This is a genomic window from Myxococcus sp. AB036A (genome assembly GCF_006547355.1).
Taxonomy (GTDB): Bacteria; Myxococcota; Myxococcia; order Myxococcales; family Myxococcaceae; genus Myxococcus; species Myxococcus virescens.
In genome coordinates this window covers 1-14,515 of the sequence record NZ_VHLC01000074.1, presented here as the reverse complement: position 1 = coordinate 14,515, position 14,515 = coordinate 1, and the positions used below count along the sequence as shown (strand labels likewise).

At 66.8% G+C, this 14,515-nt stretch carries 14 protein-coding genes; 2 read left to right on the top strand and 12 right to left on the bottom strand.

Features of this window, described 5'->3' with window-relative positions; genetic code table 11:
* Nucleotides 1-124 precede the first annotated feature (124 nt).
* Complete coding sequence (locus FL344_RS26260) at nucleotides 125-1,627, bottom strand: glycosyltransferase family 39 protein (protein WP_141620448.1); 1,503 nt, start codon at nucleotides 1,625-1,627, stop codon at nucleotides 125-127.
* 63 nt (nucleotides 1,628-1,690) lie between these two features.
* Nucleotides 1,691-2,254 (bottom strand): bacterioferritin, encoded by a 564-nt coding sequence (locus FL344_RS26255; RefSeq protein WP_141591841.1) that lies wholly within the window; start codon nucleotides 2,252-2,254, stop codon nucleotides 1,691-1,693.
* Nucleotides 2,255-2,489: 235 nt separating this feature from the next.
* On the opposite strand from FL344_RS26255, the gene FL344_RS26250 reads away from it, so the two are divergent.
* Together FL344_RS26250 and FL344_RS26245 are read left to right on the top strand one after the other, a co-directional pair.
* Complete coding sequence (locus FL344_RS26250) at nucleotides 2,490-4,097, top strand: FGGY-family carbohydrate kinase (RefSeq protein WP_141620447.1); 1,608 nt, start codon at nucleotides 2,490-2,492, stop codon at nucleotides 4,095-4,097.
* Between the two features lie 17 nt (nucleotides 4,098-4,114).
* Entirely contained in the window at nucleotides 4,115-5,644 is a 1,530-nt protein-coding gene (locus FL344_RS26245; protein ID WP_141620446.1) for an aminotransferase class V-fold PLP-dependent enzyme, read from the top strand.
* Here the strand turns inward: FL344_RS26245 and FL344_RS26240 are convergent.
* From FL344_RS26240 to FL344_RS26195, 10 genes are all read right to left on the bottom strand, one after another.
* Nucleotides 5,632-6,924, bottom strand: coding sequence for a TIGR02270 family protein (locus FL344_RS26240; protein WP_141620445.1), 1,293 nt, complete (start codon nucleotides 6,922-6,924; stop codon nucleotides 5,632-5,634). The genes FL344_RS26245 and FL344_RS26240 overlap by 13 nt on opposite strands.
* Before the next feature lie 6 nt (nucleotides 6,925-6,930).
* Nucleotides 6,931-7,455, bottom strand: coding sequence for a DUF6484 domain-containing protein (locus FL344_RS26235; protein ID WP_141620444.1), 525 nt, complete (start codon nucleotides 7,453-7,455; stop codon nucleotides 6,931-6,933).
* 42 nt (nucleotides 7,456-7,497) lie between these two features.
* Nucleotides 7,498-8,088, bottom strand: coding sequence for a DUF1629 domain-containing protein (locus FL344_RS26230; RefSeq protein WP_141620443.1), 591 nt, complete (start codon nucleotides 8,086-8,088; stop codon nucleotides 7,498-7,500).
* Nucleotides 8,088-8,891: an AHH domain-containing protein gene (locus FL344_RS26225; RefSeq protein WP_141620442.1), complete on the bottom strand. Its 804-nt coding sequence runs from the start codon at nucleotides 8,889-8,891 to the stop codon at nucleotides 8,088-8,090. Before FL344_RS26225 ends, FL344_RS26230 begins: the two co-directional genes overlap by 1 nt.
* Nucleotides 8,892-8,899: 8 nt before the next feature.
* The gene (locus tag FL344_RS26220; protein ID WP_228559531.1) at nucleotides 8,900-9,223 is read right to left on the bottom strand and encodes a DUF4150 domain-containing protein; all 324 of its coding nucleotides are present in this window, start codon (nucleotides 9,221-9,223) and stop codon (nucleotides 8,900-8,902) included.
* 68 nt (nucleotides 9,224-9,291) lie between these two features.
* The gene (locus FL344_RS26215) at nucleotides 9,292-10,356 is read right to left on the bottom strand and encodes a beta-ketoacyl synthase N-terminal-like domain-containing protein (RefSeq protein ID WP_141620441.1); all 1,065 of its coding nucleotides are present in this window, start codon (nucleotides 10,354-10,356) and stop codon (nucleotides 9,292-9,294) included.
* Between the two features lie 16 nt (nucleotides 10,357-10,372).
* Entirely contained in the window at nucleotides 10,373-11,401 is a 1,029-nt protein-coding gene (locus tag FL344_RS26210) for a DUF2169 domain-containing protein (RefSeq protein WP_141620440.1), read from the bottom strand.
* 181 nt (nucleotides 11,402-11,582) lie between these two features.
* Nucleotides 11,583-12,764, bottom strand: coding sequence for an iron-containing alcohol dehydrogenase (locus FL344_RS26205; protein WP_141620439.1), 1,182 nt, complete (start codon nucleotides 12,762-12,764; stop codon nucleotides 11,583-11,585).
* Entirely contained in the window at nucleotides 12,758-13,075 is a 318-nt protein-coding gene (locus tag FL344_RS26200) for an antibiotic biosynthesis monooxygenase (RefSeq protein ID WP_090492690.1), read from the bottom strand. Before FL344_RS26200 ends, FL344_RS26205 begins: the two co-directional genes overlap by 7 nt.
* A gap of 87 nt (nucleotides 13,076-13,162) precedes the next feature.
* Nucleotides 13,163-14,458 carry a heparin lyase I family protein gene (locus tag FL344_RS26195; RefSeq protein ID WP_141620438.1) on the bottom strand — a complete coding sequence of 432 codons (1,296 nt, stop codon included), beginning with the start codon at nucleotides 14,456-14,458 and terminating at the stop codon, nucleotides 13,163-13,165.
* Between the last annotated feature and the right edge of the window lie 57 nt (nucleotides 14,459-14,515).

The window sequence follows — 14,515 nt, the reverse complement described above, 5'->3', positions numbered from 1 at the left end:
TTTTGCAAGAATAACGGGACTTAGAAGTGTTCACTGTCGGTATGCTTGGCATTCGAACTGCCGTGCACGAACCGGGCTGACATCCCGCGGGATTGAAGTTTTCCCATGAGGGCGCGAATCGCCTTCAGTCTGGCCAGATGCGCACCCAGTCATCCTGGATGAGCTTGCCGCTGGCGCGGTCGGTGCTCCCGCTGGCCATGAAGCGCCGGGGCGCGGTCAGCGCGAGGACGCCGGCCTCCACCCAGAAGAAGAGCAACGCGGCGGCGGCGACGGCAGGCAGCCGCGTGGACCACCGCTGAGCGGAGGCGCGTGTGGCGAGCACCACGAGCGGCAGCACCAGCAACGGGATGAGCGCGGGAAAGACGGCGAGCAGGCCGCGCGTGTAGCCGAAGAAGGCGACGGTGATGAGGGCCCGGTGCAGCAGCACCGCGGTGAAGAGCGCGAAGCCGCGCCACGCGGGCCGCAAGGACAGCGCGGCGCCCGCGAGCAGCAGCAGGGTGAGCGGCCACTTCAGCCACGCGCTCTCCGGCACGAAGACGTCCACGGGGGCCCGGGTGCCGTGCAGTCCCGCGGGCAGGTTGGAGGCTCCCAAACCCAGCCGGAAGCCGTCCAGCCAGCGGTCGAGCTTGGCCAGCCACAGACGCGCCGCGTCCGCCGGGTAATCCCGCATCCACGCGAGCCCCTCCGCGTACCCGTGCAGCAACAGGTGGCGTTGGGCGGGGTTGGCCACGTCCAGGAAGCCCTCCTGGCCCATCTGGTTGACGCTGTCGGGCGTGAAGCCCCCGGTGGCCGCGGCGTGGTTCGCCATGGCGAAGTTGATGGGGCCGTACACGGTGACGGGGGCCAGCACGGGCAGCGGCTCCAGGTGCGGCGTCCGGGCGCTGAGCTCGCGCAGCACGCGCGCGTTGTGGATTGCCCAAGGCGCCAGCACGACGGCGGTGACGAGCAGGGCCGCGCCCCAACGCAGGGCCAGGGTCCGCGGGGGCGTGGCGCCTCGGTAGAGCCAGGCCCAGGCGAGGAGGAAGGGCCAGAGGTACAGGTGCTCGGCGCGGGTGAGCGAGCCCAGACCCATGACGGCGCCCAGCAGCACGGCGCCCGTCCACGTGGGGCCCGCGCGGTGCTGGAGCATCAGCGCGCAGGTGGCTGAGAGGAAGAGGACGTAGAGCACTTCGTTGCTGTACGTGGTGGACAGCACCAGCCAGCCGAAGCTGCTCGCGAAGAGGGCGGCGCCCAGCAGGCTCCAGCCGGTGCCCAGCACCTTGCGCCACCACCACCCGGTGAAGGCGACCGTGCCCGCGTTCAGCAGCGCCAGGGCGAGCTTGTACGGGTAGGCGCTGCCCTGCGGTGGGCCCAGGACGCGGTAGAGCAGCCCCAGGAGCCAGGGGAACAGGGGCGGGTGGTAGGGCAGGGTGGCGGGCCCGGTGTGCCCCCGCGCGAGGTCGGCGGCGTAGGTGTGGAAGAAGCGCGCGTCGCCGTAGAAGAAGATGGAGAAGGGCCAGGTCCGGTCAGGCGACGCCTGCAGGTAGAGCCAGCGCAGCAGCAGGCTGAGGCTGAAGGTCGCGGCGGCGCCCAGGGCCACCGGGTGCCGCCGACACAGCTCGCTCACAGCGGTGAAGCGCCTGCGCATGCCACCCCCCGGACGCGTTGCCCGCCAGCTTAGCCAGGCGCGCGCGCGGCGGCCAGGCGGCGCTCAGCTCCGCAGGGGCGGCTTGCCCTGGTGCGCCACCAGCAGGTCATGCATGTCGTTGGCGTGCTCCTCCTCCTTGGCGAGGATGTCCTCCATCATCCGGCGCGTCGTCGGGTCATGGTTGGCGAAGTAGCGCACCATCTCCTGATACGTCTGGATGGCGATGCGCTCGGCGATGAGGTTCTCCTTGATCATGTCCACCAGGTTCTGCCCTTCGGCGTACTGGCTGGCGCTGCGGGACAGCAGTCCTTCGGGGTTGAAGTCCGCCTTGCCTCCGAGCTGGTTGATGCGCTCGGCGATGCGAAGTGCGTGTTGCTGCTCCTCGCGGGCGTGCTCTCCAAACTCGTCCTTCACGGACTCGCTCTGGATGCCCACCGCGGCGATGTAGTGGTAGGTGTAGCGCAGCACGCAGACGATTTCCGTCGCCAGCGCGTCATTGAGCAGCTTGATGGTGGCGTTGACGTCGCCCTCGTAGTCTTCGGTGATGGCGCCTTCCTCCAGGTGCTCCCGGGCTCGGCGGCGAATCTCGGTGATATCCGTGAGGAAGGGCTGCTGGACTTCGGCCATGGTGGTCCCCCTGTTCTTTGCCTCGCGCAAAGGTAGGAAGGGCGGGGCGCGTGGAAGCCACCCGCGGGAGGAACAGTCCGCCACCACGCCCCGGGGGCGGACGAGGGCGCGGGGACTTCTTCCGAGCTTTCAGAAAAACGACGAACTTCCACGCGTCGGTGGCAGGCTGCACGCATTCGTTTCCTAGACTCGGCCGCCGCGGCAGTCGCCCGCCCGGTCTGTCTTGACGCCCGGCATGGAGGGAAGTGTGTCCCACGCAGGTGAGCAGGCCATCCTGGCCATTGACCTCGGGACGTCCGCCGTCAAGGTGGCGGCCGTCACGCTGAGGGGACAGATTCTGGGCGGTGACGTGGAGCCGCTGGAGCTGTCCCTGCTCCCGGATGGGGGCGCTGAGCAGCAGCCGGAGGCGTGGTGGCGCGCCATCGTCCTTGCGACGCGGCGCCTGCTGGCTTCCGGGGCCGTGCGCGCGGAGGACGTCATCGGCGTCAACTGCAGCTCGCAGTGGTCCGGCACCGTCGCGGTGGACGCGTCCGGAACGCCTGTGTGCCCCGCGCTCATCTGGATGGACTCGCGCGGCGCGCCGGACGTGAAGCGCGCGGTGGGCGGCTTCCTCTCTGTGGAGGGCTACGACGTCCGCCGCCTGATGACGTGGATTCGCCTGTCGGGCGGAGTGCCCAGCCTGTCGGGCAAGGACCCGGTGGGCCACATCCTCTACCTGCGGCGCGAGCGCCCGGACGTGTACCGCCGGACGTACAAGTTCCTGGAGCCGAAGGACTGGCTCAACCTGAAGCTGAGCGGCCGCTGCGCCGCCTCGTACGACTCCATCACCCTGCACTGGGTGACGGACAACCGCGCGCTGGGCCGCATCGCCTATGACGACCGGCTGCTGAAGATGGCGGGGCTCGAGCGGGAGAAGCTCCCGGACCTGGTCCCCGCCTCCACGGTGCTGGGGCCGCTCCAGGCGCAGGCCGCGAGCGAGCTGGGCCTGCGCGAGGACGTTCAGGTGGTGACGGGCGCGCCGGACATTCTCGCCGCCGCCGTGGGTTCTGGCGCGGTGGGAGACTTCGAGCCCCACCTGTGCGTGGGGACCTCGTCGTGGCTGTGCTGCCACGTGCCCTACAAGAAGACGGACCTCTTCCACCAGATGGCGTCCCTGCCGTCTGCCTTGCCCGGGCGCTACCTGCTGGTCAACGAGCAGGAGTCCGCCGGCATCTGCCTCACCTTCCTCAAGGACAACATCCTGTATGGCCGGGATGCGGGGGCGGACATGGATGGTGACGCGCCGGACCTCTACCGGGTGATGGAGGCGCAGGCGGGCACCGTCCCCGCGGGCAGCGACCAGCTCATCTTCCTGCCCTGGCTCAACGGCGAGCGCAGCCCGGTGGACGACAAGTCACTGCGCGGCGGCTTCTTCAACCAGTCCCTGAAGACGACGCGGGCGCACATGGTCCGGGCGGTGATGGAGGGCGTGGCCTACAACTCGCGTTGGCTCTTCACCTATGTGGAGCAGTTCGTGGGCCGGCGGTTGGACTCGCTGCGAATCATTGGCGGCGGGGCACGCTCCGCGCTGTGGTGCCAGATTCACGCGGACGTGCTGGGCCGCGCGGTGCAGCAGGTGGATGAGCCGGTGCTCGCCAACGCACGAGGCGCCGCGTTCCAGGCCGCGGTGGCGCTGGGGAAGCTGACGGTGGAGGAGATTCCCTCGCTCGTGCCGGTCGCCCGCACCTTTCACCCGGATTCGAAGAACGCGGCGCTCTACGACGAGCTGTTTCGCGAGTTCGTCAACATCTACAAACACAACAAGGCCATCTTCGCGCGGCTCAATCGCGCGCGAAGCGCCTGAACCCCCAGGAGTTCGCCATGGCACTTCCAGACCTGAAGGCGCTGAGCCTGCTCAACCACGTCCCGCCGAGGCTGCTTTCCGCGGCGGAGCGCTATCTCAAGGCTGTTCCGGGTGTGAAGGGCCTGCTCAACCGGGAGACGGGCTCGCTGCTGTCCGAACTGGAGAGCGGCCTCAAGCCCTACCGCGGGAAGATGCAGTCGTTCGACCACCTGCCGCCGACGGGGCGCCCGCGCGAGGACGTGCTGCGTGAACTCCAGGCCCTGGAGTCGCAGGAGGAGTACCGCTGGCGGGAGGGCCGCGTGTCCGGAGGCGTGTACAACGGTGACGCGGAGCACATCGCGTTCCTCAACCGCGTCTACGCGCTGCATTCGCAGAGCAACCCGCTGCACGCCGACCTGTGGCCCAGCGCCACGAAGTTCGAGGCGGAGGTGGTGGCGATGACGGCCAGCATGCTCGGCGCGGACGTGGCGAACGCGGGCCAGCCGGAGGAGGCGCGCATCTGCGGGGCCATGTCGTCCGGTGGCACCGAGAGCATCATGCTGGCGATGAAGACGTACCGGGACTGGGCCCGGGAGACCAAGGGCATCACCAGGCCGGAGATGGTGGCGCCCGCCAGCGCGCACCCGGCCTTCGACAAGGCGGCGCACTACTTCGGCATCAAGATGGTGCGGGTGCCGGTGGGCCCGGACTACCGCGCGGACGTGGCCGCCATGCGCAAGGCGGTGAACCGCAACACCATCGTCATTATCGGCTCCGCGCCGGGCTTTCCGCACGGGGTCATCGACCCCATCGAGGCGCTGTCCGAGATTGCGCGCAAGAAGCGCATCGGCTTCCACACCGACGCGTGCCTGGGCGGCTTCGTGCTGCCCTTCGCCATGAAGCTGGGCTACGACGTGCCGCGCTTCGACTTCCGGCTGCCGGGCGTGACGTCCATGTCCGTGGACACGCACAAGTTCGGCTACGCGGCCAAGGGCTCGTCGGTGGTGCTGTACCGGGGCACGGAGCTGCGGTCGCACCAGTACTTCACGGCGACGGACTGGCCGGGTGGCATCTACTTCTCGCCCACCTTCTCCGGCAGCCGGCCTGGGGCGCTCATCGCCTCGGCGTGGGCCGCGCTGGTGAGCACGGGGGAGCAGGGCTACCTGGATGCGACCCGGAGCATCCTGGAGACGGCGGCGGCCATCAAGAAGGGCATCCGCGACATCCCCGAGCTGCACGTGCTGGGGGACCCACTGTTCGTCATCGCCTTCGGTTCGGAGTCCGTGGACATCTTCCAGGTGATGGAGCGGATGAGCGAGCACGGGTGGAACCTCAACGGCCTGCACAAGCCGTCCGCCGTCCACCTGTGCGTCACGCTGCGCCACACGCAGCCCGGCGTCGCGGACCAGTTCCTGGTCGACCTGCGCGACGCCGTGGATTACGTGAAGTCCCACCCCAGCGCGAAGGGGACGATGGCGCCCGTGTACGGCATGGCCGCCTCCGTGCCCTTCCGTGGGTTGGTGAGCGACCTGCTCAAGAAGTACATGGACCTGCTCTACAAGGTCTGAGCGAAGTCGGAGAAGGGCTGGGAGGGGTGGGAAACGGAAGCTGGGCGCAGCCGCGAGACCTGCGCCCATTGCTCCTGGGCGAAGCCATCGGGATTCAGTCGGACGGCCCCCTTGCTGCGAATGGCGACATTCAGAGCAAGGGCAGGCCGCCGTAACATGGGCGCCTGCTGCAGTGCTTCCAGCATCAGTGCGGCGGTCATCGGTTGTCCGTGTAGATATCGCGTGCCCGGCACGAAGCGCTTTCGCTGCTCCTTCCACCACGCCTCAACGGCCTCGTGGTCAGGAAATGGCAGCTCATCCTCGGGCGCCGGGACGAGCGGGGCATCGTCCTCATCCCCCTCATCGTCTGGTTCCTCCCGACGGAAGGGTCCTTCCACGACCAGTCCCGTGATGGTGGCGATGGCTTCCGCCGCGAGGTGTGCCACTTTCGGATTGCGCAAGAGGGGGAGGCAGGCCTCGACGGCCGCCGGACTCCCACTGGTGCCCAGTGCCCGGAGTACGTCCCCCTGGAGTCCGGGCGTACCCAGCGCCTGCGTCAGCATCTCGATGTCCTTGGGTTGGCCTCCCATCGCCACCAGGAGCGCAGCTCGCGCCATGGCCGGTGTGCGGGCATCGACGAAGTGCCTGCAGGCGCTCCATGCAGCCCGTCGGCCCAGCAACAGCCCCGCGACGAGCGCGGCGTCGCGGACTGTCGCGTCGGGCGAGTCCAGGGAGCGCGCCATCGCCGCAGTGTCGAGTGGCGACAGCCAGCGGCCCACCGCGCGCAGAGCGGCGGCCTGGAGCCGGGGGACTGCGCTGGACAAGAACGGTTTCAGTTCGACACGGGGATGCGGCTGCCGGAGGCTCACGGCATCGAGTGCGGTGGCAAGTACGGACGCGGGGGCCGTGCCTTCCGTCAATATCTTCTCCAGCCGTGCCGTGAGGGCCTCGCCCCCTCCCAGTTCCAGCACGCGGCGGATGCAGGACTGTCGCTGCTCCGAAGCCTCGTCAAAGCCATCCAGCAGCGTGTCGAGATGCGTTGCCGTCGAATCCGACAGCAAGGTGAAGGCGGCGGTACAAAAGAGGCCAGCCTCCTCTTCTTCGAGCGCGGGTCGCAGCAGCCGCTCGACGGCGAGCGCTCCGCCCTCGCACAGGCCTTCCACGTGCGCCAGCAATCGCTCCTCAGGCCCGTCGATGACCTCTCGCAGCACGTACCGAGGTGAGCGTAGCGAACGTTCCCACTGTCCCCAGAGAAAGGCCGCTTCGTTGAGATGCTCTTCGAGGATGTCCCAGAGAATCATGGACACCTAGTTGACCTTCACCGAAGCGCCCTTGATGCGATTGGTGCCTGTGGCGTGGGTTTCGACCATGGTACCCCGGATGACGACCTTCCCATTGCGCTGCAGCGTGATGGTGGCTTCGCCACACCGGAGCACGACCTCCTCTTTCCCCTCCAGGACGACTCGCCGGCCATCTACATGGGCATCCAAGGCGGATTCAGAGGCGGCTGCTCCCGAAAGCAATGCCTCGACCAAGGGCGAGGTGGACGCCGGTTGAAGCAACCCGATGAGCACCGGCCGCGACAGGTCATCCTGCTCGAAAAGCAGGACCGCCCCTGGCCTTCGCGTGGTGGTGTCCGCCAGTACCTTGTGGCTCATGGGGATGATGGTGCGCGCGGAAAGGGGACCCGCCGTATTTCCCTCGAAGTCCACCTGTGGATTTCCCTCTCCATCCAGGCCGACGAGCCAGCCGAACCGAGGCCCCCGGGAGTCGACACGCGGCTCTTTCGCATCTCCGACGAACGGAACCGTTTCACCAGTCTTTGCGCGCATCGGCTTCTCTCCTGCTTTGGGGACTTGCCTCGCGACCGCTTGTCAGACGCCCGCGTAGCCTTCGGCGGGTTTGAACTGGAACCCCCGCATGCCTGACTTCTGAAGCACTTCCTTGACCGACTCGTGGACGATGAGGACGGACGGCTTCCCGAAGAGCCTGAACAGCTTCGCCCCCTGGACTCTCTGGGGGGCCAAATGCAGCTCCTTCAATTCGAAGATGGTGTTCTTGCCCAGGGGCTCCGCTGGGAAGCCGGCCATGGGCGTGAAGACCGACGTCTGCCGGTCCATGCAGTCAATCAGGCCGACGACATTGGCCGCCTGATGGCCGGACGTCTTCTTGCCCGACGCCTCGTCGATGAGCGTCAGCGGGTAGTAATCGACGTTGTCGACTCCGGCTGATTCCAGGGCCTCGCGGAAGCGGGGGGAAAAGACCAGGGTGGCGGGAGACGCGCTCATGTAGTCCACCATGTCTCCCTCGGCGCCCACGCGTTTTCGCGCGGTCAGGGGAGGCAGAGGGCCCAGCCGGGCGCCGCTCATGAATGACACCTTCTTCTTTTCGAATCCGGGAATGGGATCCAGGTACAGGCTCGCTGCGTTGTCTTCGGCGGGCCCATAGCGAATGACGTGGTACATCAGACTCCCTTTGAGGCGATGCGTTGCGTGTTGTTGAGGATCTGCTGTCGCTGCTGCTCCATATAGCGTTGCCGCCGATCCTCCAGGGTGCGAACCGCACTGGTATATACTGACAGCGAGTTCAAGTGCAGCCCCCAGAACTCCACGCCACTGGCTTGTTGTCGGATGCCCAGGATTCGAGTCTGGACGAACAGCGAAGCTTGCATCAACTGCTCTGAAAGGGCGAGTTGTAATGCGACATCTTCTTTGCCCTGGCAGACCTCTGCGTACGCGTTCTCGATGTCATCCAAGAGATCCGCGATGGGGGAGGTGTATGCGCCAGGATGGCTGCCGTTGTGCTGCTGCAGGAGGTGGAGCGCGACGTCCGCCTCGTCTTTGGGCAGGAGCATTCCGTTGGAAACGCCGTTGATGTCCCATCCAGCGAGGACGGCGTTGTCCTTCAAGGTCGAGGTACTGTCCAACTGCTCGACAGGCAGGATGTGATGGGCCTCGACCCGATAGGGATGGGTCTCCGCTTTGAGCGTGATGGTGCCATCCTTGCGCTGGTCCAGGTACATCTTGCGGACGTTGGTTTCGCCATGACCTCCCTTGGCCCATGGTTCCAGGTTCTTCCCGTGCAGGGTGTCCCGTAACTTTTGGCCCTGGCGCGACACGTTCCCCGTTCCTTTCGGGTTGTACTCCGCGTCGAGGTTCTTCTCGTGTCCCTCGCAGTTGGACCACTTGCACTTCTTCTTGTCTGGGGCCTTTTCCTCGTCGGCCTGCTTCGCGGCAATCCCGGTGGCACCATCAAATTGATTGGGCATGGTGGGCCTCAACCCATGATGTTCTTCTTGTTGTGGAAGAGGGGATCTCCCATGCGACACACGTTCTTGCCTTCGAACTTCACGTCGAAGGAATAGAGCATGAATTCCGCCTCGCCCTTGGTCGAGCCACTCACGACTCCTCCTGCTGAACCGGCTTCATCGCCCGCGGTGAGGCTGTACTTCGCGCCCTTGACCATGGGCATTTTTCCCTCGACCACGACGGATTTGGGGCCCTTCGCCGTATCGCTCGACTTGCCAATGTTCGGGTATGGAATGGGGACGGGGCCGGAGGGCGTTGGCGTCTTGCATACGTCAGGGAAGACCGTGTTCATGCCTCCGCTCCCCTGATGCACCACGCCTCTGAAATTGACGAAGACTGAACTTGGCATTGGCTTTTCCCCTATGACGGCATGGGTCCCCTGCTGACGAGGGTGGCGGCGCGCGGAGCCGTTTCGGAAGAACACCAAGCAAGGCACGGCCCGGGCAGGTGGCCTCTCTTCAGCCCGAGCGCCGCGAGTCCAACGAGGACCGGGCCAGTCGCCGCCCCGAGGTCTCCGAAGCAATCCGCGGGGTGCTCCATGCGCAGTTCCGGGTGCAGGGCCTCTCGGTTGCGGATGAACGCCACGCCCCATTCTTTTGCCCCGAAGCTCTCACCGTTCAAGCTCGCGAACACGGTTCGAATCGGAAGGCCAGAGGCCCCCTCGACAGCGGCGCGGACAGCATCTGCCAGTCCATCGCCCAGATATGGCTGTTCGCTATACCGATGTCCCTGTTCCTCTCCCAGGCCGGGAGCGGACACGTGGGCTATGGCCCTGGAGTTAGGGAGGATTTTCTGCGCGGACAGCAAGAGAAACCCAGCGCCTTCACCTGGTACGAAGCCATCCAAAACCTCCTCCGCATGAACCCGTCCCTCCTGGTCCAGAATGCCGAGCACTCCAGCGTCCACATGGCTGTCGACGCCCCCAACCAGGACCGCGCGCGCCGTACGGCTCTGCAGCAAGGCGAGGGCGGGCTTCAGCAATTCCAGTCCCGCAGCCCTGCCGCGGGCCGACAGGCGGCTCGTTCCCGCGGCAAAGCGAATACCCGTTTGAAGTGAGAGCCGTTGAAGAAATTGAGCATCCAGGGGCCCTTGTCGCCCGGGAGTGGGCTCGGGGCTCGCAAGGAGCAAGGGCAGTGGCTCCTCCTTGAGGGGGGCGGCAGCCTCCTGCAGTGCATGGGTGGCGAGCCGGAGCATGCGGGCCTGCCGTGATGTGAGCGAGTGCTGGGCAGCCAGTTCCGGAACGAGGGCCGGCAACACCTCGTCAGGCAGGGAGGCGAGGATCATCGGGCGTCCCTGACGGTTGATGAAGTCATGCTCGCGGAGCCGGCTGATCCCCGCGCGAATGGCGGTGGCACTCGCCGCGGCCCTGAGCCCGACTGGCGTCGTCATTCCCATTGAGTGAATCCAGGCGCCGTCGCGTTCCATGCACATGCTCCACGCCCTACGGTTCCAATTGCAGCTTGTTCAGACGGGCCACGACGTGCCGGACCTGAAGCACCTTCTTGTCGCACGGAACAGCTGCACGCCAGAGCATGCACACGCGGTGCTCATCTGGCTCGATGAGTACCGTCTCAAGGCTGGCTCGCGGCGTTTCCTGCTTGCCTGCGACGTCGACTCGGATGGCGGGCTCACAGAGTGGCAGGGTGAATTGGCACACGCCTTCCTTTAGCGCATGCAGGATGGAAACGGTCTCACCGCCCTTCAAGAAGGCTGGGGCAATCAGGTCCGAGGAGGCGACTTGGAAGAAGCGCTCGTCGAAGTCGGCCGGAAGGAAGGGGGCGCGGCGCTTGCGCCATGTCTCGTCGTACGTCCCAACGTATTCCTTGCGTGGTGACCAGGAGGGCGCAATGGGCGCGAAGCAGGCGGGTTCCGCGCGATCTCCTGCCTCGGCGACTGGACGGCGTGGATCCTCCAAATTCGGGAGAGGCAGTCCGACCAACTCCGACATGCCGCGTTGCCCGCGAAAGCCTCGTCCCACCGGATTACGTGCCACGAACAGCGATTTGCCTGAGGGCGTGACATGGGTTCCGCCAAAGGCACGCTCGTAGGTGAGTGGCATGGTCAGAAAGGGCTCGGGAGAGGAAATGCGGGGCCCCCAGACCCCTGCGCGCCAGGAGCGATCTCCAAAGACGCGGATGGCCTTGGTCAGCCTGCCGACAGTGAGTTGGACATCCAACTCCGATACGGCCTTGCCCCGAGGCGCATGTGCGTTACCGACGAGCAGGACATCCGTGGATGTCTTGCATGGATGTCGCTCGCCTGCCTGGCGCAAGCTCGATGCGGCCTCTTCGTTCCAGGGGACATCGGACACCCGGATCGGCACCTGCTTCTCGGCCACGGCGAGGCTTCGCACAGGCGGCCGGAGGTCGAATGTGCCTTTCATTGCCACGTACAGCGTGTCGACCCCGCGCGGATCCGGAAAAAGGTCGATACCGACCTCGAATGGCGTGGAGTTGGTCACCTGCAGCATGACTGGGCCCCTGGGTTAGTTCATTGGCATGGCCTTGGTTGTTAGCACTTGGGGTGTTGTGAGTGCAAATGTCCGAGGCTCATGCCTGGTGCGTCTGCATGTGCGGGGCATGTGTCTTGTGTTGGACGTTAGTATTTGGCTCTGCGGGGTGACACCATCAGCCGAAGTGTCACCCGTCTGCTTAGAGCGACCGGCTGGCGATTTCCGCCAGCTCCTCGTCCGTCAGCACCAGGGGATTTGCCTTCATGCTGCTGGCCTCCTTGGCCTTCGCCACCAGCGCGGGCACCTGGGCCTCCGTCAGCCCGTAGCGTCCCAGCCCCGGCACGCCCAGCGCCGCGCGAAGTTCGTCCACCCACGTGACGGCGTCCTCGGCCCTTGCATCCACCCGCCCCGTCAGCAGCGCCGCCAACTCCTGCACCCGGGGCAGTGATGGATGCGTTGGCGCACGGGCCCGCAGCGCGCGCAGGTTGACGTCCAGCACTGCGGGCAGCAATGCCGCGCACACCGCGCCGTGGGGCGCTTCGAACATGCCACCGAGGGGCGCGGCGAAGCCGTGCACCGCGCCCAGGCCAGCATTGGCCAGACACAGACCGCCGAAGAGACTGGCCAGGGCCAGGTCCTCGCGGGCGGGCGCATCCGGACCGTCCAGCACCGCGCGCCGCAGCGAGCGGGCCGACCTTCGCAGGCCCTCGCGTGCCAGCGCGTCCGTCAGCGGGTTGGCGCGCGCGGAGAGGAAGGGCTCGATGAGCTGCGACAGCGCGTCCATGCCACTGGAGGCAAGCACGGCGGCCGGCGCCCCCGTGAGCAGGTCCGGGTCCACCAGTGCCGCGCGCGGCAGCATGTGTGGACTGCGCAGGCTGGCCTTCGCCTTCGCGTCCTTCGAGCCCAGCACCGCGTTGCGCGTCACCTCGGAGCCGGTGCCGGCCGTGGTGGGGATGGCCATGAAGGGCAGCGACGGGCGGGTGAGCGGCTGACTCCGGCCAATGACTTCCAGGTAGTCCAGCGGGTCGCCCCCGTTGGCGGCGAGTGCGGCAATGGCCTTGCCCGCATCCAGCGCGCTGCCTCCGCCCAGGGCCACCACCACATCACAGCCCGCTTCCGCGACGCGCGCGGTGCCTTCACGAGCACGCTCCACGGTGGGCTCGCCGTCCACGGAGAAGACAGTCACCCCCAGGCCCAGGCGCTCCAATGCGTCGTGGAGGGGCCGCGCGCGTCTGGGATTGGCGCCGGTGACGAGCAGCACCCGGGAGCCCCCGAGGCCGCGAATGATTTCGGGTGCCTCGGCCAGGCGGCCCGGGCCGAAGAGGACGCGGGTGGCGGTGGCGAACTCGAACGAGGAAGAAGCGCTCACGTCCGTCACCACCCGGCGTCTTCGGGGAAGCGGTTGACGAACTTCCGGCTGGTGCGGGGCTCCGCCATCATCGGCGCCACGGTGTCGCGCCAGGTGAGGTAGTGCGCCGTCTCCTTGTGCGCGGCGGGGGCCTGCGGCGTCCGGTACGCCTCCACCAGCACGAAGCGCGTGGGGTCCTCGGCGTCCTGCAGGACGTCGAAGCGGGCAATGCCAGGCTCCTTCACGCTTTCGCGCGCATTGGCGAGCGTGGCCTGGTGGAAGGCGTCCACGTGCTCCTGCTTGACGTGGACCTGGACGTGAACGACGAGGAGACTGTGGGACATGCCCCGGAAACTACTCCGGGCCGGGGCCGCGTGGGGACGCGACCTCCGGCCCGGGTGGGGGCAGGGGTGTTGGCTGCCCGTCAGTCGCTACGGGGCCTTGAGGACCGCCGTCGGGCTGATGACGTCTTCCAGCTTGCGGGCCATGGTCCAACCGTCGTGGTAGACGATGCCCACGGGGCTGATGGTGTCATTCCGGTACAGGCCGACCTTCAGGTAGTTGAGCTGGCCCTTGTACTGCGTGGCGATGTAGCGCTTGGGCAGCACCACCTTGCCGTCCAGGTACAGCTCCACGAAGCCCACCTTGGAATCCGGCGACCACTTCACGTGGAAGATGAAGTCCAGCCAGCGGCCGCGAACCAGCGGCGTGCGCCAGACGATGGTGCCCGGGTTGCCGCCGATGTTGAGGCGAATCTCCTCGCCGTAGACGTAGAACTCCACCGGAGGCGAACCGGAGTTGCCCTCGTGGTGCCACTGGGTGAAGAGCTGCCACGTCTTCGCGCTGGGGAAGCTCGAGTCGAACATGGTGCTGAAGCGGTAGTAGTACTCGGAGCCCGTGGCCTCGCGCGTCATGCGCACCAGCTCGTTGCGGTTGCCGCTGGAGTTGATGGGGTCGTCGCCCTTGCGCACGGTGGCCTTGAGGGCGTAGCGGCCCTGCCGCGCGGGCGAGCTCACCACCGCCAGCCGGTCCGCGCTCACCATCTGCGTGTGGCTCCACTGGGAGCGGCTGTTGGTCTCGAAGTCACCGACCCACACCACGCTGGCGCCGGTGCCCGGGGGCGGCTGCTCCGGCGTGGGATCCGGATCCGGGGTGGGGTCGGTGGGAGTCGACGTCGTGGACGAGCAGGCACGCGCCTCGGCGATGCTGGCCCACTCATTGACGTTGTTGCTCAGGAAGGTGACGCGAACCCGGCGCGTGTTGATGGCCTTGAAGCTGTACGTCTCCGCGGCGGTCGTGGTGCCGCTGCTCTTGCCCGAATAGACCTGTGTATAGGTATAGCCATCCGGTGAGACAGAGACGAAGAACTCATTCGTGCGGGTATTGCCCTGGTGCCACGCGACGGAGACACCGGCGACCTGCTGGATGGAGCCCAGGTCATAGTCAACCCACGAGCCCCGGCCGCTCCGGCTCCAGCGCGTGCCCAGGTTGTCGTCCATGGTATTGGCTGCGACGTTCCCGTCGTCGCCGTTGGAAATCACCGACCGGGCCGTCAGTGCGGTGCACCCGGGGGTGGTCAACGCCGCGGCGCTGACCGCGGAGTTGTCGAGGGCGTCGAATTCGATGGGGGACGCACCGGCTTCAGATGAAACATCATCTTCAGGGGCACCGCAGCCCGTGCTGCTCATACAGAGCAGCGTTCCAACCAGCAGGAGGGTCTTCTTCATGTGGGGGGATCTCTGGGAACTAAAGACAGACGAGGGGGAGTCCGCGCCGTGGGGGAC

Excerpts from the sequence above, each read along its gene's own strand:
- FL344_RS26260 (WP_141620448.1), bottom strand. The coding sequence starts at position 1,627 with ATGCGCAGGCGCTTCACCGCTGTGAGCGAGCTGTGTCGGCGGCACCCG.
- FL344_RS26255 (WP_141591841.1), bottom strand. The coding sequence starts at position 2,254 with ATGGCCGAAGTCCAGCAGCCCTTCCTCACGGATATCACCGAGATTCGC.
- FL344_RS26250 (WP_141620447.1), top strand. The coding sequence starts at position 2,490 with ATGGAGGGAAGTGTGTCCCACGCAGGTGAGCAGGCCATCCTGGCCATT.
- FL344_RS26245 (WP_141620446.1), top strand. The coding sequence starts at position 4,115 with ATGGCACTTCCAGACCTGAAGGCGCTGAGCCTGCTCAACCACGTCCCG.
- FL344_RS26240 (WP_141620445.1), bottom strand. The coding sequence starts at position 6,924 with ATGATTCTCTGGGACATCCTCGAAGAGCATCTCAACGAAGCGGCCTTT.
- FL344_RS26235 (WP_141620444.1), bottom strand. The coding sequence starts at position 7,455 with ATGCGCGCAAAGACTGGTGAAACGGTTCCGTTCGTCGGAGATGCGAAA.
- FL344_RS26230 (WP_141620443.1), bottom strand. The coding sequence starts at position 8,088 with ATGTACCACGTCATTCGCTATGGGCCCGCCGAAGACAACGCAGCGAGC.
- FL344_RS26225 (WP_141620442.1), bottom strand. The coding sequence starts at position 8,891 with ATGCCCAATCAATTTGATGGTGCCACCGGGATTGCCGCGAAGCAGGCC.
- FL344_RS26220 (WP_228559531.1), bottom strand. The coding sequence starts at position 9,223 with ATGAACACGGTCTTCCCTGACGTATGCAAGACGCCAACGCCCTCCGGC.
- FL344_RS26215 (WP_141620441.1), bottom strand. The coding sequence starts at position 10,356 with ATGGAACGCGACGGCGCCTGGATTCACTCAATGGGAATGACGACGCCA.
- FL344_RS26210 (WP_141620440.1), bottom strand. The coding sequence starts at position 11,401 with ATGCTGCAGGTGACCAACTCCACGCCATTCGAGGTCGGTATCGACCTT.
- FL344_RS26200 (WP_090492690.1), bottom strand. The coding sequence starts at position 13,075 with ATGTCCCACAGTCTCCTCGTCGTTCACGTCCAGGTCCACGTCAAGCAG.
- FL344_RS26195 (WP_141620438.1), bottom strand. The coding sequence starts at position 14,458 with ATGAAGAAGACCCTCCTGCTGGTTGGAACGCTGCTCTGTATGAGCAGC.